This is a genomic window from Mesonia sp. K7 (assembly GCF_003233725.1).
In the GTDB taxonomy this organism is placed as follows: domain Bacteria; phylum Bacteroidota; class Bacteroidia; order Flavobacteriales; family Flavobacteriaceae; genus Mesonia.
Genome location: NZ_QKQV01000019.1, coordinates 1 through 25,034, shown reverse-complemented (window position 1 = coordinate 25,034; position 25,034 = coordinate 1). Strand labels below are relative to the sequence as shown.

21 protein-coding genes and 1 riboswitch are annotated in these 25,034 nt (G+C 32.3%); of the genes, 10 read left to right on the top strand and 11 right to left on the bottom strand.

The genetic code is table 11. The features are described from left to right. Positions 1 to 160: 160 nt before the first annotated feature. The 5 genes from metF to DNG35_RS11330 are packed head-to-tail and all read right to left on the bottom strand — an operon-like array spanning position 161 to position 7,107. Positions 161 to 1,117: a methylenetetrahydrofolate reductase [NAD(P)H] gene (gene metF, locus DNG35_RS11350; protein WP_111129263.1), complete on the bottom strand. Its 957-nt coding sequence runs from the start codon at positions 1,115 to 1,117 to the stop codon at positions 161 to 163. Positions 1,118 to 1,127: 10 nt separating this feature from the next. After that, positions 1,128 to 3,812 (bottom strand): methionine synthase, encoded by a 2,685-nt coding sequence (gene metH, locus DNG35_RS11345; RefSeq protein WP_111129261.1) that lies wholly within the window; start codon positions 3,810 to 3,812, stop codon positions 1,128 to 1,130. Further along, the gene (locus DNG35_RS11340; RefSeq protein WP_111129259.1) at positions 3,805 to 4,806 is read right to left on the bottom strand and encodes a homocysteine S-methyltransferase family protein; all 1,002 of its coding nucleotides are present in this window, start codon (positions 4,804 to 4,806) and stop codon (positions 3,805 to 3,807) included. Before DNG35_RS11340 ends, metH begins: the two co-directional genes overlap by 8 nt. Beyond that, positions 4,803 to 5,945: an aspartate kinase gene (locus tag DNG35_RS11335; RefSeq protein ID WP_111129257.1), complete on the bottom strand. Its 1,143-nt coding sequence runs from the start codon at positions 5,943 to 5,945 to the stop codon at positions 4,803 to 4,805. The genes DNG35_RS11340 and DNG35_RS11335 overlap by 4 nt, the downstream gene beginning before the upstream one ends. After that, entirely contained in the window at positions 5,935 to 7,107 is a 1,173-nt protein-coding gene (locus DNG35_RS11330; protein ID WP_111129255.1) for a PLP-dependent aspartate aminotransferase family protein, read from the bottom strand. The genes DNG35_RS11335 and DNG35_RS11330 overlap by 11 nt, the downstream gene beginning before the upstream one ends. 131 nt (positions 7,108 to 7,238) lie before the next feature. After that, positions 7,239 to 7,344: riboswitch (SAM riboswitch) on the bottom strand. Between the two features lie 315 nt (positions 7,345 to 7,659). Between DNG35_RS11330 and DNG35_RS11325 the strand changes: the two genes are divergently transcribed. Both DNG35_RS11325 and DNG35_RS11320 read left to right on the top strand, forming a co-directional pair. Then, positions 7,660 to 7,947 carry a helix-turn-helix domain-containing protein gene (locus tag DNG35_RS11325; RefSeq protein WP_111129253.1) on the top strand — a complete coding sequence of 96 codons (288 nt, stop codon included), beginning with the start codon at positions 7,660 to 7,662 and terminating at the stop codon, positions 7,945 to 7,947. Position 7,948: 1 nt separating this feature from the next. Continuing rightward, the gene (locus tag DNG35_RS11320) at positions 7,949 to 9,199 is read left to right on the top strand and encodes a type II toxin-antitoxin system HipA family toxin (RefSeq protein WP_111129251.1); all 1,251 of its coding nucleotides are present in this window, start codon (positions 7,949 to 7,951) and stop codon (positions 9,197 to 9,199) included. Between the two features lie 243 nt (positions 9,200 to 9,442). On the opposite strand, the gene DNG35_RS11315 is transcribed toward DNG35_RS11320, so the two are convergent. The 3 genes from DNG35_RS11315 to DNG35_RS11305 all read right to left on the bottom strand — a co-directional run bounded on the left by DNG35_RS11315 (position 9,443) and on the right by DNG35_RS11305 (position 12,092). Next, complete coding sequence (locus DNG35_RS11315) at positions 9,443 to 10,273, bottom strand: hypothetical protein (RefSeq protein ID WP_111129249.1); 831 nt, start codon at positions 10,271 to 10,273, stop codon at positions 9,443 to 9,445. A 158-nt stretch (positions 10,274 to 10,431) separates the two neighbouring features. Next, positions 10,432 to 11,175: a hypothetical protein gene (locus tag DNG35_RS11310; protein WP_111129247.1), complete on the bottom strand. Its 744-nt coding sequence runs from the start codon at positions 11,173 to 11,175 to the stop codon at positions 10,432 to 10,434. 146 nt (positions 11,176 to 11,321) lie between these two features. Further along, on the bottom strand, positions 11,322 to 12,092 hold the full coding sequence (locus tag DNG35_RS11305; RefSeq protein WP_146228875.1) for a hypothetical protein: 771 nt from the start codon (positions 12,090 to 12,092) through the stop codon (positions 11,322 to 11,324). 426 nt (positions 12,093 to 12,518) lie between these two features. Between DNG35_RS11305 and DNG35_RS12215 the strand changes: the two genes are divergently transcribed. Next, positions 12,519 to 12,680 (top strand): hypothetical protein, encoded by a 162-nt coding sequence (locus DNG35_RS12215; protein WP_158524899.1) that lies wholly within the window; start codon positions 12,519 to 12,521, stop codon positions 12,678 to 12,680. Positions 12,681 to 12,951: 271 nt separating this feature from the next. On the opposite strand, the gene DNG35_RS11290 is transcribed toward DNG35_RS12215, so the two are convergent. The 3 genes from DNG35_RS11290 to DNG35_RS11280 all read right to left on the bottom strand — a co-directional run bounded on the left by DNG35_RS11290 (position 12,952) and on the right by DNG35_RS11280 (position 15,694). Beyond that, positions 12,952 to 13,911, bottom strand: a complete 960-nt coding sequence (locus DNG35_RS11290; RefSeq protein ID WP_111129241.1) for a hypothetical protein — start codon at positions 13,909 to 13,911, stop codon at positions 12,952 to 12,954. Between the two features lie 573 nt (positions 13,912 to 14,484). Then, a complete protein-coding gene (locus DNG35_RS11285; RefSeq protein ID WP_158524898.1) occupies positions 14,485 to 14,892 on the bottom strand; it encodes a T9SS type A sorting domain-containing protein in 408 nt (135 codons plus the stop codon). Beyond that, positions 14,876 to 15,694 (bottom strand): YCF48-related protein, encoded by an 819-nt coding sequence (locus DNG35_RS11280; protein WP_111129237.1) that lies wholly within the window; start codon positions 15,692 to 15,694, stop codon positions 14,876 to 14,878. The genes DNG35_RS11285 and DNG35_RS11280 overlap by 17 nt, the downstream gene beginning before the upstream one ends. Positions 15,695 to 15,925: 231 nt before the next feature. On the opposite strand from DNG35_RS11280, the gene DNG35_RS11275 reads away from it, so the two are divergent. The 7 genes from DNG35_RS11275 (at position 15,926) to DNG35_RS11245 (ending at position 24,709) form a co-directional block, all read left to right on the top strand. Continuing rightward, entirely contained in the window at positions 15,926 to 16,306 is a 381-nt protein-coding gene (locus DNG35_RS11275; protein ID WP_111129235.1) for a winged helix-turn-helix transcriptional regulator, read from the top strand. A gap of 89 nt (positions 16,307 to 16,395) precedes the next feature. Then, complete coding sequence (locus tag DNG35_RS11270; protein WP_111129233.1) at positions 16,396 to 16,599, top strand: helix-turn-helix transcriptional regulator; 204 nt, start codon at positions 16,396 to 16,398, stop codon at positions 16,597 to 16,599. Beyond that, positions 16,599 to 18,944, top strand: a complete 2,346-nt coding sequence (locus DNG35_RS11265; protein ID WP_111129231.1) for a sensor histidine kinase — start codon at positions 16,599 to 16,601, stop codon at positions 18,942 to 18,944. The genes DNG35_RS11270 and DNG35_RS11265 overlap by 1 nt, the downstream gene beginning before the upstream one ends. 2 nt (positions 18,945 to 18,946) lie before the next feature. Beyond that, positions 18,947 to 19,606 carry a response regulator gene (locus DNG35_RS11260; protein ID WP_111129229.1) on the top strand — a complete coding sequence of 220 codons (660 nt, stop codon included), beginning with the start codon at positions 18,947 to 18,949 and terminating at the stop codon, positions 19,604 to 19,606. Further along, positions 19,606 to 20,223 carry a hypothetical protein gene (locus DNG35_RS11255; protein WP_111129227.1) on the top strand — a complete coding sequence of 206 codons (618 nt, stop codon included), beginning with the start codon at positions 19,606 to 19,608 and terminating at the stop codon, positions 20,221 to 20,223. The genes DNG35_RS11260 and DNG35_RS11255 overlap by 1 nt, the downstream gene beginning before the upstream one ends. Further along, the gene (locus tag DNG35_RS11250; RefSeq protein ID WP_111129225.1) at positions 20,220 to 21,815 is read left to right on the top strand and encodes an Eco57I restriction-modification methylase domain-containing protein; all 1,596 of its coding nucleotides are present in this window, start codon (positions 20,220 to 20,222) and stop codon (positions 21,813 to 21,815) included. The genes DNG35_RS11255 and DNG35_RS11250 overlap by 4 nt, the downstream gene beginning before the upstream one ends. A gap of 209 nt (positions 21,816 to 22,024) precedes the next feature. Further along, positions 22,025 to 24,709, top strand: coding sequence for a COR domain-containing protein (locus tag DNG35_RS11245; RefSeq protein WP_111129223.1), 2,685 nt, complete (start codon positions 22,025 to 22,027; stop codon positions 24,707 to 24,709). The last annotated feature ends 325 nt before the right edge of the window (positions 24,710 to 25,034 follow it).

The window sequence follows — 25,034 nt, the reverse complement described above, 5'->3', positions numbered from 1 at the left end:
TCTGCTCAAACGGGTTTTTCGATACATTATAGATACATCATCTCATGCTCACCTCGTTTGAGTGTAAGTATGCATATGATGATGTTGTTGTTTCTGTATCATAATGCGGCAAATATAATTTATTTTTTTAATCAAACTAACTCTTTTTTTATATTTTACTTTAAAATACTCTTTTAGCAATCTCTTTGATGTTTTCACTTTTCCCCATCGTATAATAATGCAATGCCGGAACACCTAATTTTAAAAGGGCTTGGGATTGCTGTATACACCACTCTACACCTACTTGTTTAACCGCTTGATTATTTTTACATTTTAACACCTCATTGACCAGATCATCAGGTAAATCCACATGAAAGCGATGTGGGATTAAATTAAGTTGACGTTTGGTGGATAAGGGTTTTAAACCTGGAATGATAGGAACCTTAATTCCTCCTTTTCGGCAACGAGCGACAAAATCAAAAAACTTCTGGTTATCAAAAACCATTTGAGTGATGATATATTCTGCTCCATTTTCTATTTTCTTTTTCAAAAAATTAAGGTCACTTTCTAAACTTGGGGCTTCCATATGTTTTTCGGGGTAAGCAGCAGTGCCAATGCAAAAATTGGTAGCAGAAGAGTTTTTTAATTCTTCGTCTAAATACTTGCCTTTATTCATATCGCTAAGTTGTGAAATCAGTTCACTGGCATAATGATGGCCGTCGGGTTCTGCTCTAAAATAGGTTTCGGTTTTCACAGCATCTCCGCGTAAAGCCAAGACATTATCGATCCCTAAAAAGTCTAAATCGATCAAAAAATTTTCGGTATCTTCTTTAGTAAAGCCCCCACATAAAATATGAGGAATAGCATCTACTTTATATTTATTCTGAATCGCCGCACAAATACCAACTGTTCCTGGACGCTTTTTAACCACATGTTTTTTATACAATCCGTTGGATTGGGTTTTATAAATGTATTCTTCCCGATGATAGGTGACATCTATAAATTTAGGGTCAAACTCCATCAACGGATCAATACTTTCAAAAATAGACTGAATATTCTGACCTTTTAAAGGGGGTAATACTTCAAAGGAAAAAACACCTTTTCCTTTGTTCTTTGCTATATGTTCGGTTACTTTCATTATTATTGATTTATAAATCTGCAATGTTCGGACTCAGCCATTTTTCGGCTAAATCGAGAGTGATGTTTCTGCGTTTAGCATAATCTTTTACTTGATCTTCGGTAATTTTCCCCAACCCAAAATACTTGGCTTCTTGATGGGCAAAATAATAACCGGATACCGAGGCTGCAGGCCACATCGCAAGACTTTCGGTAAGTTTAACTCCGATATTTTCCTCTACTTCCAATAACTCCCAAATCGTATTTTTCTCTAAATGATCCGGACAAGCAGGGTAACCTGGAGCAGGTCGAATACCTTGGTATTTTTCAGAAATCAAATCTTCGTTCGAAAAATTCTCAGAAACATATGCCCAATGCTTGTTTCTAATTTCCCAATGTAAATATTCCGCGAAAGCTTCTGCCAAGCGATCGGACAATGCCTGAATCATAATCGCATTGTAATCGTCGTTTTCGTTTTTGAATCGCTGCGCTAATTCTTCTGTACCAAAACCAGCAGAAACACAGAAACAGCCTACATAATCTTGTTTGCCAGTCTCTTTTGGAGCTACAAAATCCGCTAAAGCAAAATTAGGTTTTCCTGCTCGCTTCTCAAGTTGTTGACGAAGTGTGAGAAAAATAGTTTTGGTATTTCCGTTTTCATCGTAAACTTCGATATCGTCATCGTCTATCGTGTTAGCTGGAAAAAGACCAAAGACGGCACGACCCACAAGTAATTTTTCTGAGAATATTTGTTGCAATAGACGCTGAGCGTCTAAAAACAAATCCTGGGCTTGTTGACCTACCGTTTTATCTTCCAATATATTGGGGTATTTTCCATGTAGATCCCACGACCTGAAAAAGGGTGACCAATCGATAAATTTCTCTAATTTTTTTAAATCAAAATCTTTATAAACTTGAACACCTAATTGTTTTGGTTTTCTGATTTCATTCGTATTCCAATCGATTTTATACTTTCTTTTTCTAGCTTCTACAATCGAGATATAACTTTTTTGTTTCCCTCTTTTTAAAAACTGTTTTCTAAAGTTTTCGTATTCTTCCCTGATCTGCTCCTTAAAAACCCGATTCCCTTTTTTTAACAAATTTCCCACAACGGTTACAGCACGGGAGGCATCATTCACATGCATCACGGTATGGGTATAATGGGGAGCAATTTTTACAGCGGTATGGGCACGTGATGTAGTAGCTCCTCCTATCAATAAAGGAATTTGAAAATTCGATCTTTCCATTTCTTTGGAAACCAAAACCATTTCATCTAAAGAAGGGGTTATCAAACCACTTAGGCCAATGGCATCTACCCTTTCCTTTGTAGCAGTTTCAAGTATCTTTTCTAAAGGTACCATCACCCCTAAATCAATGATTTCATAATTATTACAACCTAGAACCACACTCACAATATTTTTACCGATATCGTGCACATCACCTTTGACGGTAGCCATCAGAATTTTTCCTGCGGATTTTTTTTCAACATCTTTTTCGGCTTCGATAAAAGGTTGTAAATAGGCTACTGCTTTTTTCATCACTCGTGCCGATTTAACAACTTGGGGCAGAAACATCTTTCCACTTCCAAACAGGTCACCCACGACATTCATTCCGTTCATGAGATATTCTTCGATTACTTCGATAGGTCTTGAAACTACATTTCGCGCTTCTTCTACATCTTCAAGAATATATTTATCGACTCCTTTTACTAAAGCATGGGTAATTCGCTCTTGTAAGTTATGCTGACGCCATGCTAAAACTTCCTTTTCAACTTTTACCTTAGACTTAGATTCGGAGATGGTTTCTGCAAGATCAAGTAAGCGCTCGGTAGCATCATCACGACGATCGAACAACACATCTTCAACATAACTCAGCAAGACTTTAGGAATATCGTCATAAATTGTTAAAAGTTCTGGGTTGACGATCCCTAAAGTCATACCATACTGTATCGCATGGTATAAAAATGCTGAATTAATAGCTTCGCGAACGGTCATGTTTCCTCTAAAGGAAAACGAAACATTACTCACACCGCCCGAAACGTTTACAAAGGGGAGATTATCCTTAATCCATTGAGTAGCTTCAAAAAAATCTAACGCATTTCTACGATGCTCTTCCATTCCCGTGGCCACAGGAAATATATTAGGGTCAAAAATGATGTCTTCTGGAGGAAAATCGACTTCGTTCACCAAAATATCATAAGACCGCTTGCAAATGTCAATACGACGTTGAAAAGTATCGGCTTGACCAATCTCATCAAAAGCCATAATAATTACTGCCGCTCCATAGCGCTTAATGAGTTTAGCTTGTTTTTTAAATTCTTCTTTACCTTCTTTTAAACTAATGGAATTTACCACACCTTTGCCCTGAACCACCTGCAAGCCAGCTTCCAAAACTTCCCATTTTGAACTATCAATCATAATCGGAACGCGAGCGATGTCTGGTTCGGAAGCGATTAGATTTAGAAAATTGACCATGGCACTTTTTCCGTCAAGCATTCCTTCATCCATATTGATATCAATGATTTGAGCACCATTTTCTACTTGGGATTTAGCTATTTCAAGCGCTTCGTCAAAGTTCTCTTCTTTGATGAGACGCAAAAACTTTCGCGAACCAGTAACATTGGTTCGCTCACCCACATTAATAAAATTGCTTTCTGGTGTAACCACCAGAGGTTCTAAACCTGATAATCGCAAATACCTTTTTTCGTTTCTAAGCATAGTTTTGGATTGTTCTTGGTGAAAATTGACTTGCAATTTCAGCAATAGCTTGAATGTGTTCTGGCGTGGTGCCACAACAACCTCCCACAATATTTACAAGTCCTTCTTCCAGATAAGCTTTAATCAGTTCTTGCATCTCCTTAGCACTTTGGTCATAAGCTCCAAAAGCATTGGGTAATCCTGCATTTGGGTAAACCGAAGTGTAAAAACTGGTTTCATGAGCCAGTCGTTGTATATAGGGTTTCAGCTGTTGAGCTCCCAAAGCACAATTAAAACCTACACTTAACAACGGCAGATGGGAAATTGATATCAGAAAAGCTTCCACGGTTTGCCCGGAAAGTGTTCGCCCTGAAGCATCAGTAATGGTTCCAGATACCATAATCGGGATATTTAGGTTACGTTCATCTTTGACTTCTTCGATAGCGAAAAGTGCTGCTTTGGCATTTAAAGTATCAAAAATGGTTTCGACCAAAAGCAAATCTACTCTTCCATCGATTAAGGCATATATTTGTTCTTTATAAGCCAACCGCAGTTCTTCAAAAGTAATCGACCGATATCCGGGTTGGTTTACATCAGGTGACAAACTTGCTGTTTTGTTGGTCGGACCAATACTTCCTGCAACAAATCTAGGTTTTTCCGGATTTTGGGAAGTAAACGCTTTAGCTAATCTTTTGGCAATCACAGCACTTTTGTAATTCAACTCATAAACCAAATCTTCCATACCATAATCCGCCATGGCAATAGAAGTTCCCGAAAAAGTATTGGTCTCAATAATATCTGCTCCTGCAGTAAGAAACTTACGATGAATTTCTTCAATGATATCCGGCTGAGTGATCGAAAGCAAATCATTATTCCCTTGTAAAGGAGAAGCATAAGTGGCAAAGCGTTCACCTCTATAATCCTCTTCAGAAAGTTGATAGGTTTGAATCATCGTTCCCATGGCACCATCGAGTACTAAAATGCGCTTTTCGAGCTCTTGTAAAATTGCTTTCATTTGATCTCTGAATATTCACTTTCGACAAATACTTCTTTTTCGTTTGGAGTGAACTGGCTGGAAATAATACCATTCGCGATAATAAGGATGTCCGAAAGTACACCCCGAGCTGTTACAGCATTGCCAGCACCAGCACCTTGAATGACTAAGGGAAGATTGCCATAGGATTCAGTAAATATTTCAAACACAGAATCAGCACCTTTCAATTGCCCTAAAGCGGAGTTTTTAGTTTCTGAAACCAACTTTACTTCTAAAGTTTTTTGCTCGACATCGAGTTCTCCCACATAACGCAAAACCTTATCTTTTGATAAAGCATCCTTTTTTCTGAAATAAGGTACATCCATTTCATGTAAACGTTGTTTAAATTGCTCTGTGGTAAGTTTTCCATTCAAAAATTTTGGAACTAGCGATTGTATTTTTACATCAGAGAATTCCACTTTTAAATTGAGCTCTCGAGCTAAAATCAAAAGCTTTCTGGCAACATCATTTCCTGATAAGTCTTCTCTAAAATCTGGTTCTGTATAGCCTAATTTTTCAGCTTTTCTCAATACTTTGGAAAAAGCAATATTTTCTTCGGAATAGATATTGAACAAATAACTAAGCGAGCCTGAAAAAACGCCTCTTATTTTTAAGATTTTCTCTCCAGAGTAATATAGATTGCGAATCGTATCGATTACCGGTAACCCTGCCCCTACATTGGTTTCATATAAAAATTTCTTCCGATGTGCTTTTAAAGTCCAACGCAAGTTTTCATAAAATTTATACTTTAAGGTATTGGCAATTTTATTGGCAGAAACCAAATGAAAACCGTTTTCGATAAGCGGAATATAATTTTCGACAAAATCTCTACTCGCCGTGGCATCGATGGCAATCAAGTTCTGATAATTTTGCTCCTTGACAAAGGCAATAATATCTTCAATCTGGTAAGGAACAGAAAATTGTTTGAAATCGATTTCCCAAGTAGCTGAAATACCTTCCTTTTTGTAAAAGGCGTGTTTAGAATTGGTAATGATCAAAATGTTGAGATCAATCCCTTTTTCTGATAAAACAGGTTTGGCTTGTTGGATTTGATGAATGAGCGTTGAGCCTACATTACCAATCCCAAAAATAACAAGATGAATGGTTTTATTAGCTGACATATGCTTCTTCTTTTAATTGGTTTAACTTCGCAAGGGCCTGGTTGACATCTTTTACCAAGTCATCTTCTTCCTCAATCCCACAGGACAATCGTATCAACGAATCTTTTATTCCGCTTTTTAAGCGAATTTCCCTTGGTACAGAAGCGTGTGTCATTTGCGGTGGATGACATAGTAAACTTTTGACTCCACCGAGACTTTCTGCCAATTTGAAATATTGGGTATGGGTCACAAAAGCTTCGGCGGCTTCTTGCGTATCTTCTTTTAAGGTGAAAGAAACAATCCCTCCAAACCAACCGTTTTGTTGCTTTTTGGCAATTTCATGGTTCTTGTGTGAAAACAAACCAGGGTAGAAAACTTCATCAACATCAGGATGATTGACTAAAAAAACCGCTACACTAAAAGCATTATCGCATTGCTTTTTATACCGAAGGTCTAAAGTTTCAATACCTCTGATACATAAAAAGCAATCCCATGGTCCTAAAACAGCACCGGAAGCGTTTTGTATAAATTTGATTTTCTCTGAAAGTTCTTCAGTTTTGGTCACCACCAAACCAGCAACAATATCAGAATGTCCTGCCAAATATTTGGTCCCCGAATGAATAACAATATCTGCTCCGAGTGCAATTGGTTTTTGTGCAATCGGACTCGCAAATGTATTGTCCACCACCAAAAGCGCATCGACACTTTTAGCGATTTTTCCTATCGCTTGAATATCTGAAATCTTTAAAGTAGGATTGGTTGGCGATTCAATCCAAACCAGTTTGGTGTTAGCAGTAATCGCTTCTTGTACATTTTCCACTTCAGTGGTATCGACATAGTTTACTGTGATCCCCAGTTTTTCATACACATGGGTAAACAAACGATAGGCACCCCCATAAATATCATTGACGGCTACAATTTCGTCCCCTGCAGATAATAGCTTTAAAACCGCATCGATGGCTGCCAAGCCAGTAGAAAAGGCAAAGCCGGAATGACCACCTTCGAGATTGGCGACCAAATCTTCCAATACCTTTCGGGTTGGATTGTTCGATCGGGCATAATCATAACCTTTGTTCACTCCAGGTGCCGTTTGCACGAAAGTGGAAGTTTGATAAATGGGAGTCGAAATCGCCCCTGTTAACGGATCACTCGGTATCGAGTGAATAATTTTTGTTGAACTCATTTTTCTTTTGTTTTTTGAGTTAATAAATAATTAAAACAAAAAGCCAAACACACAGTTCGAGCACTCGAATTGTATACTTAAGAAAAATGTTATAAGAAAAATACACGCATATGCAGAAAGCAATGCTGTTTGTGTTATCTATCCCAATTTGGGGTAGAATGTAGCACCTTCTTTGTATAGAACAAAGGGTTGCTAAGGTTTCATCGGGTCTATTCCCTCCACCTTTCTTGATAACATTTCAATAAGTTGTTGAACTTGATGAGTGCAAATATTGAAACATAAATTTTAAATATCCAAACTTTTTTAAATATTTTTTTTTTTAAAATTTGATACTAAAAAATCATTTTATGAGTATCTACAAGCACTAAACCATACAAATGAGTGATAATAAAGAAATACCAGATGCCTGTACTCACATTAAATTTATACTCTAGCAAAATCTTTAAAATCTACCAAAAATTAACCAATGACAACCCTTTATGATAAAAATAAAAATGATTGTTATTTCAATCAAAAAGACTATATTTGTATGAAATAACAATCATAATTAGAATGAATAAAAAAAAGCAAATATTGTTTCCAAAGCATAAAGAAGTGCTTAAAGAAATGGGGGAAAACATTAAATTGGCACGAAAAAGGAGGAAGCTAACCCAAGAGCAAGTCGCCGAAAGAGCTGATATTGTAAGAAGTACCCTATACCTCATTGAAACAGGAAACCCAAGTGTAACAATAGGTGCTTATTTCAATGTGCTGCGTGTACTTGGACTACAAGATGATTTTTTAAAACTCGCAGCAGATGACGAATTTGGAAGAAAATTACAAGATTTAGATTTAATTTAAAATGGCAAAAGGAAAAAAGAATATCTACATATATGCCCATTGGAAAGGTTTGGAAAAACCCCAATTAATGGGAGTCCTTTCTGCGTTGTATGCTAAGGGCAAAAAAGCATTTAGCTTTGAGTATGATAAAGATTGGCTAAAGTCCAAAGCACAAATGGTATTAGATCCGGACATACAATTCTATAGTGGTCCACAATACCCAAACAATAAAGAAAATTTCGGGGTATTCCTAGACAGTATGCCGGATACGTGGGGACGAACGCTAATGAAAAGAAGAGCAGCACAACAAGCAACAGTAAAGAATGAAAAGACGAAAACACTTTATGAAATTGATTATTTGTTAGGAGTTTATGATGAAAGCCGAATGGGCGCCTTACGGTTTAAACTAGACCCAAAAGGGCCTTTCTTAGATAACAACGAGCTAAACCCTACCCCACCTTGGTCATCCGTGAGGGAATTGCAAGAGGCTGCAAAAAATTTTGAAAATGATGAAGATAGTGATGAGGTAAGAAAATGGCTAGCAGTTTTAATGGCTCCAGGCTCCTCATTGGGTGGGGCAAGACCCAAGGCAAATATACTTGATGAAAACAAAGAATTATGGATAGCCAAATTCCCTTCTAAAAACGATACGGTAGATAAAGCAGCTTGGGAATACCTAGCATATCAATTGGCAATAAAAGCAGGCATTCATATGGCACCTTCAAAAATTGAAAAGATCAGTGGCAGATTTCATACTTTTTTTACCAAAAGATTTGACCGTGAAGAAGGCTGCAGAGTTCACTTTGCTTCTGCGATGACCATGACAGGCAATAACGAAGATACCATCAGGGATAATCCAGCAAGTTATTTGGATATGGCAGAATTCATCCAAAATCACGGAGCAATGGTTGCTGATAATTTAGAACAATTATGGCGCAGAATAATATTTAATATTGCCATTTCAAATACCGATGACCATTTACGCAACCATGGTTTTATCTTAACCAAGAGCGGTTGGGTATTATCATCAGCTTACGACATAAACCCTTCTATAGACAAAGACGGACTTGCGCTCAATATCGATATGGACAATAATGCATTGGATTATGAATTAGCCAAAAGCGTTGGCGAGTTTTTCCGCTTAGACGAGGAGCAAATGGACAAAATCATAAAAGAAGTATTAACGGTAGTAGCAACTTGGCAAGAGGTAGCGAAAGAAATTGGCATACCTAACAAAGAGCAAAGTTTGATGTCTAAAGCGTTTAATGTTTAAAATTATGTAGTTTTTATTCAGGACGGGTCATATGGAGACAAAGGTTACGTATGACAATAGTAGGACTGAAAAAAGACGCAAACCATTCGGATGAAACACAAGTCGAGTTTTTTAATTTTCTTATTATTTTCTCTTTATCAATACTCCAAATTTTTAAATTTGGATACCTTACAAATACTTGATAACCTTTTATTTGGCGACTAATTTCTCTATTATTTTGTACATTGTTTTCAATAGTGTTATTTAATAATATTCAAGTAACCTAATGTTTTTTGTTGGTATTGGATGGTTACAATATTCAAAAATCAATTTTAAGTCATTTTCAGTGTCATATTGGTCATCCAAATGGTTCATTAATCGAATTAAATAATAGTATAATTCATTATCAAACTTATAAATTAATTTTCTTTTCTTTTTGAATTCTTTTATTGGTGTTACTTCAATCTGGTTGTAATAAGATATAAAATTCACTCTAATTTGCGTTGAAAAATGTTCTGGGTCAAGAATATTATATGTTTCATTATTTAAACTTTTTAAAGTATCAACATTCTGGAAATTTGTTGATGTTATTATATAATCATCGTCTAAAATTTTTGTTTTACTTTCTATAGATAAAATAAACAATTCAGCTATTTCAATGGCTTCTTCAACTTCTGCTTTTTCTGGAATTTTATAATAGTGTTCCAATTTATTTCTTAAATTTCTTACTTTAGAGGTTAATGTTCCAGGTGCCAACCCTAATGATTGTATTAGTTTAAGTTTGTAAGGGAGATTTTTTTTATCAAGTTGAAGTTGTTTGATTAATATATCTGAAGCTTTATTTAGATCGTCAGGTTTAATTCCGAATTCTTGAAGAGCATTATCTATTTGGCAATCAATTGCTCGTTTAGCATTTGTTAATGAATTAATTAATCCTCTTGTATCATCATCTTTTATATCTTTTTTCGAAAATCGAATGAAGTCTTTTGGCGACAAATCAGAGTTATTTCCTAAACTCCCACCTCCTAATCTCTCAATAATTAAATTAGTCGGATCAATTTTCAAATCGGTAAGAATATTTAAAAATCTTTTCAAGTTTCTATTACATTATTGCTAACGGTTTGGTATCTCGATCCAACTTGTGTTGGAGTTAGGGCTAAAGTAGTTAAAAAACGTAAACATTTCGAACACGCGAGGATTTATCCATGAGGATAAATCCGTAGCAATTTGCGAGATATTTGTTGCTCACAGTTTTATTTTATTTCACTTATTGTTTTTATTATACTAATGACACTAATTAAACTTATAATGCAAAGTTCAGCCAAATGTTTTCTTGCATTTAACTGATGAGTTGTTATATTCATAATGTCAATTGAGTTTAATACTAAGTCAATAGATGACTTTGATAATTTTCGTAGTTCTTTATTTTCTTTTCCATAAAGTTCATTTTCTACATAAATTTTTAATTGATTCTTAAATTTACCATCCTTTAAATCAAGATTTTCGGGATTATTCAAATGTTTTTCTTTTATAAAAACTTGTCGAGCTAATTTATCCATTAAAATTCTAGCGCTATTGCCAATACTTTGATAATCGATTGAATCAGAACTTTCATTCAGTATTTTAATAAGTTTTTCTTGTCCAAAATTTATTTCCTCCCATTGTGTTGAAACAGGTTGTATTTTAAAGTTTACAATTTGAAGTTTATCATAATTTGGAATTACATTAATTTTATCAATTAAATAGTTAGTAGCTTTATTTAGTCTACCTTGCAGATACAACCTTAAAAGTTCTAATGAAGAATAATTTTTAGTATAGATGTTAGTATCAGTCCTTATTTCTAAATCATAAGCATTAGGAAAAGCTTTATTATTCCAGTGGGGTGTAAAGTGAAAATCTGAATTCTCTAATATTTCTTTTATTTTAATTTCTTTATTGCGTTCAGAAATACTTATTAAAACATATTTTATTTTTTCAACCTCCTCTTTTTTAATCATCCCTTGCGTCTAAATTGTGTGTAACGGTTTGCGTATATGGTTTGTGGCATGCAAAAATGCACAAATTTTTCGGTTAAAGTTTTACGATTTTAAAAATACAAAAACTTAGGATTTGACACTAATTCCGCCATAACCTATATTCGCTGTTATGTGCTGGCTTTTTCCTCTTTATTGTTCAAGTTATGGTGAAATAATCTTTTCAAATTATTCATATTTCGCAACAACATTATATTATATTCATGCCAACAAGAACATCTAAAAATTTTATGTTTATGTCTTAAAACTCGTTCGATATCCTCAAAATCATTTTCGCCAACAACTCTTTTTAATTCCGTTCCGAGTAATTGAGATAAATATTTCTTTTCGTTTTTGTAATTCACAAATAGATTAGGATTGTCAAAAATGAATTTTTTCAAATGCGGGCGCAATGGTAATTTTCCGTTTAGGTCTTTCAAAATTATCATTGAACCTACATCTTTTAAGCGGTTTCCCTTTCGATAATTATCATCAAAGTCTTTTAGGCTTGTATAATACCGATCTTTTTCATTTTCTGTTATTTTCCAATACACCGGATTTTTCTTTGTGATGCGTAAATTTTTTATTTTGTCGGATTTTAACAATTCAATACTAAAAGCAAACAAAAAAGGGCCGTATTTATTATGTCTTTTCCATTCTTCGTGGATATCAACGAAATCTAAAAAAATATCATTATAAATACCCATCTTTTTGTCTTTCTTGTCAGAATATTGAGTTGTTTGAAATAATTGGTTGTCCTCCACATACTTTCGAGATAGTAGATTTTTATGATTTAAAAAGGTAATTGAAGTTGAAACTGTATTTGCGTGATATAGATGAGTAATTCCCTTTTTTGAGAGAATATTATATAATTCCAATGTATTTAGATTGAATTCAGACATTTTTTTCAGCTTTCACATAACGGTTTCGGCTCGTATGTTTAAACTTTACTAATTTATTGACTATAAATATAGTAGTTTTCTAATTATTAATGAAAGCTAAAATAGAAGGGACAGCGAGGTCTCGGCTAGATACATTCAATGATATCGTTTCATAGAAACCTCGCCCTTCTATTGTTCTTTTCGAATCTGGACAATACCTAGATCCAAATTAAAGGATCGAATCAAAAGCGAGTAAAGATGACAAAGGGAGCAATAGCTTAAAAAAGTTATTATGGACACCATATTAAAGCAATCTGGGAATAAATGTATCTAAGAGCAGCTTATCTCTAAATTTCGGTATTATTGGTAGTAATTAAAAAAAGAACTTTACAAGTCACCCTGAAATAAGCAATGATGTTTTGGGATTTAAAAACCTTGAAGGCATGGTTGGTTAAAACAGTAAAGACTAATGTAGACTTTTATGTTTTAATGGAAACAACAGGAGTTTACCATCAAGAAGTATGTCATTACCTCCATAATTTGGGATATAAGGTTTGTGTGATGCAGTCAGGACGTTTCAAGCGTTATTGGTTTAAAACAGGCAAATAAATATATGCATCTTTCAGCTGTTGCCTATAACTTAAAAAAGTACCTGAAATTCACACAAAAGAAGATAAAAAGTGGAGCGGCAAGCCTACAGTCTATCTATTCTGTTCCAAAAACCATCATAAAACACATTTTACTTTGTTTTAAGCTTCTAGATTTTAACATACAACTAAATCCTAGGCTAAAATAAAAGCCCTTAAAAGGGCTTAAACCTATCTTGTTTTTATAAGATTAGAGCCTTGTGCAACGACTACCATTGTTATGCCTTATTTTTTTATCCGAGACTGGATAACAATTTCGTTATTGATTCGATAACAGGTCCAGAAATTAAATTTGCTGTTACACTTGTGAATATATCTTTTAAAGCACCGAGCGACTGAGAAATTACATTTCCTTTCGGTTGGTCTTTTTCAATTTGATTTTCAATTCGTTGAAGTTCGAGTTTCGCCTCATCTTTCTCTTCGAAATCATTAGATTCTATAAATTCTCGAATTTCATCTACAACAGTTTTTATCTGTTCTTTTTTAGCAGTATTTATTACAAAATTTTGTCTAATATTTTTTCCAGATGCAAAATTGGTATTATTATTACTTCCAGACACGATGTTACTTCCATCTCCTGTGGAATAGTTGTTTTCAGCCATAATTATAGTTATTTTATTACTTATTTCTTCTTTTACATCCTGTGGTTCTTTTGAAACATCTTCAACATCAGGAAATTCCTTTTCAAGCTCAAGCATAAGGTTCAAGAAAATATTTCGCACATTAGATAAGCATTGGATTACTTCCGTTTTATATGAACTGATTTGAATATTATGAACTCTTCCTTGAAAGTTGTTTTTTTGTAAATGTTGCGTAATGATTGAATCAAAATCAACTCCTAAAGGTTTGATTAACGTATCATTTCCTCCAACAAAATAATTCTCTATTGTTTCAATTCCGTCTTTGATATCGAATTGCATAAAGAAATTCTGCAATTCTTTGTCGTTTAAGAAAAGTACGGGAAAGGGTGTGTTTTCTTTATATATCATACCGCCAACAGAAATGTCACAAGTCATTCTTGTCTTTACTATTCGATATTTAGGTGGTGTTCCGACATAACCTTTCAATTCCTTATCAACCCAATTAAGTAATTCAGTATTCCCTAATCGGTTAGCCAACACCTTCGCCTTTAAAAGTGGATTTACTAAAGATTTTTCAGTCTCAGTTAATTCATCAATTATTTCTTTAATCATAGAATGTTTTCTTTAAATAAGGTACAACTCTTTATCAAAACCTAATATAATCTTTTCGCATTATATGTCACTGGATAACAACAGTCTTTATATCAGGTTTAATATCAAATATTATTAAAATTCACTAAAAAAATTTACAAAATTCTTTCAACTTGGCACTTAACCCCTTGCGTTTATAAAATGCGCGCCTGCTGCACAAGTTACTTAAAAAAATTAATTTCATAAGATACAAGTAAAAAACACCTATCAAGAAAAACTCTTCAACCAATTCCGTTTTCGAAAATAACATTCACCACAGCCTGAAGTTTGCCATTGCGCTGGATTACAATTGACAATAATAGCTCACTATTTTAAAAAATAACTCAAAAATCCCCACTAAAAGGACAAAAAGTGGGCAAATATTCTATTTATAAAAAATCAGTTGGGAGAGGCCATAAACTCTTTAGTTTTTGTTTGACACGACAATCAAAAACTAAAACCGCTTAAAACGCTTTAAAAAACTTCTTTTTTTGTAAATTATAGCTTTGGGCATTTATCTGGTGAAGGTAGAACGGTTACCATTGTAGTGGCCAGTTATTCTTTTATAATTTTACTTCGTTGAACTACTTGTCCGTTGGTATCGGTAAATGTCAGAAAGTAAACGCCTGTCGGTTGGTCGGAAAGGCTAAGTGTTTTTATGGTTTTTCTATCGGCAACAATTTGACCTGTTACACTGGTCAGTTGAACGTTAGTCTGAACAGAAAAGTTAAGTTGGCTATTTGTCGGGTTAGGATAAATGATAATTTGCTGATTATATGGTAAATGTTGATTGATTCCCATTGTACCTCCAGTTGTAGTTTTTAATATCGTCCCGCTTTCACCAACAATATAACCCGTTGAGTTGTCAGTAAAATAAACGGAATAAAATACTTTATTTGGTACACCTGTATTTTGATAGCTCCATGTATTTCCGCTGTCACTTGTTTTAAGATCCGCTGTCACTTGTTTTAAGAACAGTACTATACCATCCTGTTGTATATCCAACAGCAGATGTTGGAAAGTAAATTGAATAAATCTGAGCTTGCCCTGAACTATCTTTATTAATCCAGCTATTCCCACCATCCAATGTTTTAATAAGTACCGCTCCGTACCAACCTCCAATATAACCCGTATGGGCACTGGTGAAATATACAGATTCAAAAATAACAGGATTACCGGGATTAGTGTCTATTTGAATACGATTCCATGTTTCTCCTCCATCTGTGGTTTTTAGAAAGTCCCAAAGAGAATGTCCAGCAATATAACCTGTGTCAGGTATGGGAAAGATAATACTTTTAAAATTAATCATTGGCTGCGAAATATCGTTAGGTTTAATTACCCACGAATTTCCACCATCTGTGGTTTTCAAAATAGTACCACTATGCCCTACACAAAATCCAATTTGATGATTAATGAATTCAACATCTCTCAATGGATTAGATGTGGGAATAACCTGTTGATTCCAAGTATTGCCCCCATTAGTTGTTGTGAATATTCCACTGTCACCCACTACAAATCCTTGATTTGAATTCAAAAAATAAACAGCGTATAAATCGGAAAAAGTGTTGCTATTTAAGATAGTCCATGTATTTCCAGCATCATTGGTTTTAAGAATAGTTCCATAATAACCCACTGCATAACCAGTGTCAGCCGTTGGAAAATGAATGTCATATAAATCATGGGTTGTTCCCGAATTCTTCTGTGTCCATTGAGCAATAGCAACATTGAAGTTAATTAATATAAGAATAGTAAAAATACTTTTCATTTTAGTATCCGTTTATAATTGTACATGCGGTAGAGCTGGCTATGCTTAGTTACGTTTTTGATTCTAAATATATCGAATTTATTCAAGAATACTTAAAATACAGATTAAACACGATCAAATTGCATATAGCCGATGATGTGTCATCCTTTTCCCGCAAAGGGCAGCAGCTGGGCTTGGAGATTTGCCTTTGATTATAGCAGATTTTAGGTCACTGAGTTTAATACAGAAGGTATGTTTACCGAAATAATTAGAAGTCCTTTTGACTTTAATACGTGGGTAGATAAGTGGGTAGATAATCTTACTGATAATAAAGTTAATATAATTAAAGCTATTCACGAAGACAGTAAAGTTTCTAAAAGAGAACTGAAAGATAAAGTGGGCTTAAGTCCTACTGCTATTGATAACAACCTTGATGCCCTAAAAGATTTAGGTCTTACAGAAAGAATTGGTAGTGCAAAAGGTGGTTACTGGCAAATTAACTATATACTTGTGGGTAGAAAGGTGAGTGGAAAATATCATTTAAACAAGCCTAAATATCAAAGAGCCATAAGACCTTTACAGCAAACATGTCCGTTCCAGAATGAGACAACTTTTCAATTTGATTGCTTTTGATAAAAAAAGTGCTGATAAACACAGATAGTTATGATATTTTAAAAAAATATGCTAAAACTTAAATATATTTGTGTTTTAGTGTAAATAATATGCTTGTATTTAATAGTTACAATAGGATAAAAATTGTTCTAGCAGAAAAAAATAAATCCAATAAATGGTTGGCAAAAAAATTGGATATGAGTGAAACAACCATATCTAATTGGTGTACAAATCATAGACAGCCATCACTACCAACACTATTCAAAATAGCAAAAGCTTTAAACATTAATCCAAGAAACCTAATTAATTCATAGTGAGTAAATCTGAAGAAATACAAGCAAAATTACTTTTGGCCATACAAAGTAACCCGCCAAATTTAGATGATATTGTTTCATTGTCTACAGAATTAGCAAAGCTGGATCCTACAAATCAAAGATTTTATATTGATGCTAAAACTTTAATTCATTTGGGAAGAGATAGCATTAAAGATCATTCAACTGCTTTGTTAGAGTTGGTAAAAAACAGCTATGATGCTGATGCTACGAAAGTAGATATTGAGATTTTCTCTGAAACTAAAGATATTATACGTGTTGCAGATAATGGTTTTGGTATGAAACCAGAGGAATTGAAGAATAATTGGTTACGCATTGGGTATTCAGGTAAAAGGGTTTCAACAAAAAGTAAGTTAGGACGTAGGAAAACTGGCGAAAAAGGAATTGGGCGTATATCTACTGATAGACTAGGTTCAAAACTAGAATTAAGAACAAAATCTAAAGATGAAAAACTTATAGGCTTAAAAGTCAATTGGGATGATTTTGATGTAGAAGGAAAATCTCTTTCAGATATTCGTGTTCAAATTTTTGAGCCAAAAGAAATTAATTTACCCTTAACTAATGGTAAACCTTCCACGACTGGAACGGAAATATTAATTGAAGAGCAACGTCAATCATGGTCAAAAATAAATATTGAAAATCTTTTTCAAGAACTATCAGCATTAACTCCACCTTTTGAGGGTGTTGAAGATTTTCATATTTCCTTAGTTAACGATGTCTATCCTCTTCCATCAGAAGAAATTAACTCAAATTATCTTGATGCAGCTGAAATTAAAATTGAAGCTTATTATCCAGGGACAGGTACAGAAATAATTTATACTTATTGGGACAAATACAATAAAAAAGAGGTTATTGAAAAAATTGAGTGGTCTAATTTGTTAACAAGAGCAGGCATTGATACCACTAACTTAGTTGACAATAAAATTAGATCTGGTTCAGCTACTATTAAACTTTATTTCTTTTTAAGAGAGAGTGCATCAGTTAAAGATCTTGAATTTAATCTAACCAAATTAAGAGAATTTCTCGACAACAATGCTGGAATTAAAATATATCGTGACCGAATAGTTGTCAAGCCTTATGGCTTCCCAAGTTCTCAATTTGGATATGATTGGTTAGGATTGGCAGATAGGAAAGCTAAAGATCCGGCTGGTATTAGTAGATCTGCAAATTATAGTGTTACCCCAAATCAATTAGTTGGTGCTGTTTTTATAGCTAGAGATTCTAATATAGAATTAGCAGATAGTGCTGCAAGAGAGGGTTTGGTGGAATCAGAAGCTTTTTATGATTTAAAAAGTTTGGTAATGGGTACTATAAATATGCTTGAATCTTACAGAACCAAATTAATACCAAAAATTAATGAAGCTAAAAGAAAATCACGTAGTAAAGAGTCAAGAACTGAAAGAATAATAAAAGCTTTAAACAGTATTGAAAGGGATTTGTATAGTATCAATTTAGATATTCAAAATAACTCTGATATAGCTAGTCATATTAAAGAGAGAGTTCAAAAAAATGTAAATGACTTAAGCGGTACAACTGATAAAGTTGAAAAAACTATAACTGAACTTCTTAATTGGAATAGAACCTTAAGTGGTTTGGCTACAATCGGAATATCTTCTGCGGTTTTCGGACATGAAACGGAAGGTTCCATAACCCAACTTAAAGGTTCTGTAATGGCAGCAAAACTTGCATTATCTAGAAAAGTTCCAAAAGTAGAGGATGCGATTGTAGAAATCGAAAAAGCTGTAAAATCGTCGAAAAGAGTTGCTGCATGGGGTGCTTACGCATTAACAAGAGTTCAAAGAGAAAAGCGTAATAAAAAAAATGTAAATATTGCTAAAATCATACAGTCGGTCGTTAATGAGTTAGAACCGGCATATAAAGCTGCTTCAATAAGCATTAATACAGAACTTAAAGATATTTATACATATACGTTTCAAATGGATATTGAAACAGTTTTAATTAACCTTTTGACAAATGCTTATACAGCTGCTACCTTGAAGTCCGGTAAGAGATTGATAGAAGTTAGATTAATAGAAGAAGGCTTGAAGGAGCCAAAAAAATTGATAGAAAATGGATATTCTCTTATTGTTTCTGATTCTGGACCAGGTATTTCTAAAGAGTTTGAACATAGATTATTTGAACCGCTTTTTTCAACTAAAGTAAATCCAACACAGAGTAGTAAGAGTATTGGTACTGGTCTTGGTCTTACAGTTGTAAATTCTATAGTAAACGATTTAAACGGTAATATTTCTTTTGATAAAGACCCTATATTAAAAGGAGCTAGGTTTAAAATTTGGCTTCCAAAAGAAAGAAAACAAAGAAATTAGTTATGAGTAAAATAGGCATTATAGATGATGATAAAGCGCAAAGAGAAACGTTAAAAACAATTCTTGAATCTCATTTAGAAAATTTTGATTCTAGTATTGAGGTGGTTGATACATTTCCTTTTCCTGATGATTCAATAGCTCAATACAAAGATTGGGTAGAGCAAAATGATATAGTTTGTTTAATTTTTGATGAACAAATGCATAATGATTCTGAAGGGGGAAAAGGTCCTGTCGGCTATAGAGGAAATCAGCTTGTTTTAGAGATAAGAAAATATTTTAAAGATATTCCAATCTATGTAATAACGTCACACAAAAATGATGACGACTTACAGGAAAAGTTTAGTGAGTTTGAAGATATTATAGGTAGAGAAGAATTTATTAATGATGGTGAGAAATATGTAAAAAGGTTTATCCGTGCAAGTCAAAGTTTTTTAGATGAAAATATTTCAGAGCTTTCAGAATTAAAGCATTTGTCGGAGTTAGTAGCATCGGGTAAGAGTGATGAAAATGATTTAATACGCTTGAAAGCGTTACAACTTAAACTAAATGTTCAAATCGATAGTGGTTTAGGAGAAAGAAAGGATTGGTTAGATGAGTATGAAGGTAAAATTCAATTTTTAGAAGAGCTTCAGAAGAAAATTGAAAATAAAATCAAGGAATAGTGAATTGGAAACTTATAATTAAAGACAAGGCTACTCAACCGGAAAAAGGAATATATACAGATTGGAAAGAGCAAATAGCAGAAGAGTGTTTTTTTCAATGTATTTATTGTTCAATAAATGAAGCACAATTTGGAGGTATTGACCATTATCATATCGAGCATTATAAGCCAAAATCAATTGAAAAATTTAAAGCTTTAGAGAATGATATTTGTAACTTATTCTACAGTTGTCCTATATGCAATAGGTTTAAGAGCAATGACTGGCCAAATGATGCAGATGATTTAGATATAATTTGTTATCCAGATCCTTCTGAATACAATTATTCGGAATTATTTGAGATTAGTAGTGATGATTATAAAGTCAATGGTAAATATATTAGTACTAGATATATGACAGAAAGACTTTATTTAAATCGACCACAATTGTTGTATGAAAGGCGTGAAACAGTTTTACAGCAAAGAGCAGAAAATGTTACGAAAGCTATTGAATCGCTGCAAGAAATAATAGATACAAAAGAGTTATTAAAGGAGTCTAATAAAGGCATAATTGAATTGCTTAAGACAACCCAAAAACGAAATAATATAAGACCATACAAATTGGCTGAAATTAGAAAATGAATAAAAAAAGTATAGGCTCATATTACACACCTCTTAATTTAGCAAAATTTATTGCTGATTATTGTTTATCTCAAATAGATAAACTTAATATCTCTGTGCTCGAACCAAGTGTCGGCGATGGTAATTTTGTACAGGCTATAAATGAAACAGAAGCACTAAATAATTTTAATAAAATTGATTTAACTATTGTTGAAAGGGAAAAGGAAGAATTAAAAAAAGCAAAAAAGAAAAAGACTAATAATTCTATCACATTGGTAGCTTTAAACAAAGATTATTTGAATTTTCACTCTGATAGTAAAAAGAAATTTTCTGCTATCTTGGGAAACCCACCTTATGTAAAAAGTAATTACCTCACTGATGAACAAAAGGCACTAGCTAAAGAAATTCATTTAGAACAAAACCTTGCTGATAGAAAAATAAATAATATTTGGACATCATTTCTTGTTAGCGGTATTTCTAAACTACAGAAAAATGGTCTTTTAGCTTTTGTGCTTCCACTAGAATTACTACAGGTAAAGTTTACAGAAGAAATAAGAGATTTGCTTAAAAAAAACTTTGAGCGTATCGAGATTTTTATGTTCGACGAACTTCAATTTTTGGAGTGTAAAGGTCAAGATACAGTATTGTTAATAGGCTATAAAAAGCATAAAGTACCAGGTACATTTTATACAACAATCAAATCAATGGATGAGCTTCAAAATAGAAGTTTCAGATTGTATAGTAATGAAAGTGTATCAGAGTCAAGTAAAAAATGGACACATCATTTTATAACGCCAGAAGAACATACATTCCTTGAGAACATAAAAAAAGATTTAAGTCTTGTTTCTGATTATGTAGATAATAAAGCAGGTATAGTTACTGCCGCAAACAATTATTTCATTGTTGTTAAAGAAACTTTAGATAAATTTGATTTAAAAGATTATGCAAAACCAATAGTGCAAAAAGGTTTTTTCGTTAATGGCTCTGTGTCTTTTAATAAATATGATTATTCAAAATTAATAAAAGAAAACAAACCAGCTTTTTTATTGGATTTTAATGGTTTAGATGTTGAAAATATTCCTTCAAATGTAAAGGCATATATAGATTTAGGCGAAGAAGGAAAACTTCAAGATAGATTCAAATGTAAACAAAGAAATCATTGGTATCAAGTACCGAATATTTCTAAACAATCAAAAGCCTTTTTCTTTAAAAGAGCACACGAATATCCAAAGTTATTAAAGAATGAGGCGAATGTATTTGTAACTGATAGTGCTTATAATGTATCTATTAAAAATGATTACAATTTAAATGATTTTATATTCTCATTCTACAATTCATTAACGTTGGCTTTTGCTGAATTAGAAGGGCGTTATTATGGTGGTGGCGTTTTAGAACTTACACCAAATGAATTTAGAGTCTTACCTGTACCAATGGCTATTCATAAAGATTTTAGTTCATATAAAAAAGATTTTAAAGGTAAGCAGGACATTGAAGATGTTCTATTAAAATATAATCATCAAATATTAAATAGCTCTCTTAATCTTACAACCGAAGAAATCAATAAAATTGAATTAATCAGAAAGAAGTTAGTAAAAAAAAGACACCGTAAATAGAAATTCATGTCTATTTCTTCCAATATAAATTATATTCATTAAGTAGAAATTATATCAAGATTTATTGAATTTATTAATTTTAATGATGTTGAAGTTTATTTTAATTATTAATGAAGATAATCCGGAAATATTAAATTATGGAACCAAGGTGTGAAATAGAATTATCCTAAATATTACAGAAAGATAATTGGAAAAGTAAAAATATTGATGTGAATAATTATATTCAAGAAGCAAAAAAGAGAATTAAAAAAGTACGTGAAGATAGATTATTGTTTCTTGATTTGTCTTGCCTACACCTTGATAATATTCCTGAAGATATTTCTGACATGATATATCTTTTGGAAATAGATGTAAGTCATAATAACTTTAAAGAATTTCCCCTTTGCTTATCAAAATTAACTAACCTTCAAACACTTAACCTTAGTAATAATTTACTTCAAGACATACATTTCATAGAAGGACTTTATTATAGCCTACAAACTTTAAATATTTCCTCTAATTTATTAAATCATATTCCTAATGATCTATTTTTTATTAATGCAGAAATAATTTTTGAAGACAACCCCTTTTTAGATGGATTACCTATAGAAATATTAGCATCAAATGATTTAGGTTATATAGATTTTTATTTTGATCAATTAAGAAGTAGAGATGCTACAGAAAAACTTTTTGAATCAAAACTTTTAATAGTGGGAAAAGGAAATGTTGGAAAGACAACACTGATGAAGGTTCTCGCTAACAAAAAATATAAAGTTAAGGTTGGTAAAGAAAAAACAACACACGGTATTAATGTTCAGACAGTTAAAAAGAATATTCTTTTTCCAGCTAAAAAGCCTTATTATGACCATTTTTCAAATATCCAAAATCTGTATTTCCAAATATTAGATTCGGATTTTGATATCGATGATGATGACAATAATTTATCAATACCGAAAAATGTTTTACGATATTATCATATATCAGAACTTGATTTATCAGAAGATACATTATTACAATTAAGACTTGAACAACAACCTTTTTTTATAGACAATAATATTTATTTTGAAAAAGAAATTATAATTAATATATGGGATTTTGGAGGCCAAGAAATACTTTATTCTACTCATCAGTTTTTTTTAACTCAAAGATCAATATACTTATTAATATGGGAACCTCGATCTGATGATGAAATAGAGAGTTTTGAATATTGGCTGAACACAATAAAAAGATTGAGTAATAATAGCCCTGTAATTATTGTGATGAATAAGGCTGATATTAGGGTTAAGCTTATAGATGAAGAATATTACAAGAGAAGATTTAGCAACATTGTATCATTTTTAGAAATATCTTGTTTAAATAAATCAGGACTTGAGAATTTAAATACTGAAATAGAAAGTGTAATTCTAAATTTGCCACACATAGGTGATTCACTACCTAAATCTTGGGATCGAATCAGGAGAGAACTTAAAGAAAGCTCTCAAGATTATTTGAATCTTGATGAATTTAAAAAAATATGTAATTCTTCAAACAAAAAAGACATTGCATATATCAGTAGATATTTAAATGATTTGGGCGTAATCATACATTTTCAAAGTGATTTCTATTTAAAAAATCTAATTGTAATTAACCCCGAATGGTTAACAAACGCTATATATTTACTAATAAATTCGATTAAAGTTCAAAAAAATAATGGTTTATTTTCTGCTGATATATTAGAAGAACTATTCGATAATTCTAATTATCCTTACGATAAGTTTTTTGATATTATTTTATTAATGGAAAAATTCGAAATATGTTATAAAATTTTAGGTTCTCCACAAGAATATATTATTCCAACATTATTACCGCCATATCCAAATGATTACAAATTAATTGACAACTTTCTAAATGAAATGAACTCTCTACAATACAAAATTCATTATAATTTTATGCCATCTGGCGTTATAGAAAGACTAATATGCCGGCTTAACAATTACATTAAAGGAAATAATATCTGGAAATACGGAATGATATTAAATACCGAAAACAGTGAAGCCTTAATAATATCAGATGTTCATAATCGAGAATTGAAAGTATATGTTAAAGGCTCGTTGGTCACGCCTCTATTCAACATTATTGAACACGAAATAAAAGAAATACATACAGACATTAAAATAGCTGAAACTGATACCAATGAATATTTAGCTTGCAATTGCAATGAATGTTCTCATTCATCTTCTCCTTATCTATTCAAAAGAGCTACACTAATAAATTTTTTAAAAAAAGACAAAGAATATATTTATTGTCAACAAAGTACTGAACAGGTTGATATTAAGAATATGATGATTGGCTATAGATCAGATGAAAATTCTAAAAAAGACCTCTTAAGAAAATTAATAAGTACAGGTTCAACATTACAAACTAGATATAATCAAATTAAAGATTTTAATGAAGATGAAATTAACATTTATTTTCAAGATATTTTTAGAGCTCACATTATAAAAAGTAATTATTTTTTAAATGAGCAATCCCTAAGAGGTAAATCTAGCTCAGGTAAGAAAGCTGGAGAATTAGATTTTACAATTGAAACCTTAGAAGGTGAAATGATATCTTTTTATGAAGGTTTTATTTTAAAAAGTATGGACAGGCGTAATATTTCAACTCATATAGAAAAAACATTACTGAAATATGACTCCAACGGTCTTAAAGAGAAATATATTGGGGTATATTCTAAAGTAGAAGACTTTGATCTTTTAACCATTAAATATCTAGCATATTTAAATGAAATTGATTTAAAAAATATTGTTCTAGATAGTAACACTGATGTTTCCGAAATTTATTTAGGTTCATCAGAAATGAAAGTTTTCAAAACCGTATATCATCGTAACAACACAAAATTATTTCTATATCATATTATCATAAATCTTAATTTATGATAAATGAAATATTTTTCGATTTTAGTTAGCGACATCATTCTATTATAGCCTATCGTTCTGTTAGTATTTCTAGATATGACACTTTCATCAGTTTAAGTAATCAAACCTAATGCTTTACGACGTTCTTTAACAAAATCAGCTAAATTCTTCATTATATGTTTTTAAATATAATATTGAATATACATACAAAATTATATGTATTAAGATATAGTATAGCTACAATACCATTTACTTAAACTTCTCAGGATTGAACTTCCCTGAATAGAGTTGACCGTTATTAAACATTTATTTCATTATTAAAAATAGTAATTGTTTTTTGATGAAA

Bases quoted from the DNA above. Each gene is read 5' to 3' on its own strand.
- metF (WP_111129263.1), bottom strand. From the start codon at position 1,117: ATGAAAGTAACCGAACATATAGCAAAGAACAAAGGAAAAGGTGTTTTT.
- metH (WP_111129261.1), bottom strand. From the start codon at position 3,812: ATGCTTAGAAACGAAAAAAGGTATTTGCGATTATCAGGTTTAGAACCT.
- DNG35_RS11340 (WP_111129259.1), bottom strand. From the start codon at position 4,806: ATGAAAGCAATTTTACAAGAGCTCGAAAAGCGCATTTTAGTACTCGAT.
- DNG35_RS11335 (WP_111129257.1), bottom strand. From the start codon at position 5,945: ATGTCAGCTAATAAAACCATTCATCTTGTTATTTTTGGGATTGGTAAT.
- DNG35_RS11330 (WP_111129255.1), bottom strand. From the start codon at position 7,107: ATGAGTTCAACAAAAATTATTCACTCGATACCGAGTGATCCGTTAACA.
- DNG35_RS11325 (WP_111129253.1), top strand. From the start codon at position 7,660: ATGAATAAAAAAAAGCAAATATTGTTTCCAAAGCATAAAGAAGTGCTT.
- DNG35_RS11320 (WP_111129251.1), top strand. From the start codon at position 7,949: ATGGCAAAAGGAAAAAAGAATATCTACATATATGCCCATTGGAAAGGT.
- DNG35_RS11310 (WP_111129247.1), bottom strand. From the start codon at position 11,175: ATGATTAAAAAAGAGGAGGTTGAAAAAATAAAATATGTTTTAATAAGT.
- DNG35_RS11305 (WP_146228875.1), bottom strand. From the start codon at position 12,092: ATGTCTGAATTCAATCTAAATACATTGGAATTATATAATATTCTCTCA.
- DNG35_RS11290 (WP_111129241.1), bottom strand. From the start codon at position 13,911: ATGATTAAAGAAATAATTGATGAATTAACTGAGACTGAAAAATCTTTA.
- DNG35_RS11280 (WP_111129237.1), bottom strand. From the start codon at position 15,694: ATGAAAAGTATTTTTACTATTCTTATATTAATTAACTTCAATGTTGCT.
- DNG35_RS11275 (WP_111129235.1), top strand. From the start codon at position 15,926: ATGTTTACCGAAATAATTAGAAGTCCTTTTGACTTTAATACGTGGGTA.
- DNG35_RS11270 (WP_111129233.1), top strand. From the start codon at position 16,396: ATGCTTGTATTTAATAGTTACAATAGGATAAAAATTGTTCTAGCAGAA.
- DNG35_RS11260 (WP_111129229.1), top strand. From the start codon at position 18,947: ATGAGTAAAATAGGCATTATAGATGATGATAAAGCGCAAAGAGAAACG.
- DNG35_RS11250 (WP_111129225.1), top strand. From the start codon at position 20,220: ATGAATAAAAAAAGTATAGGCTCATATTACACACCTCTTAATTTAGCA.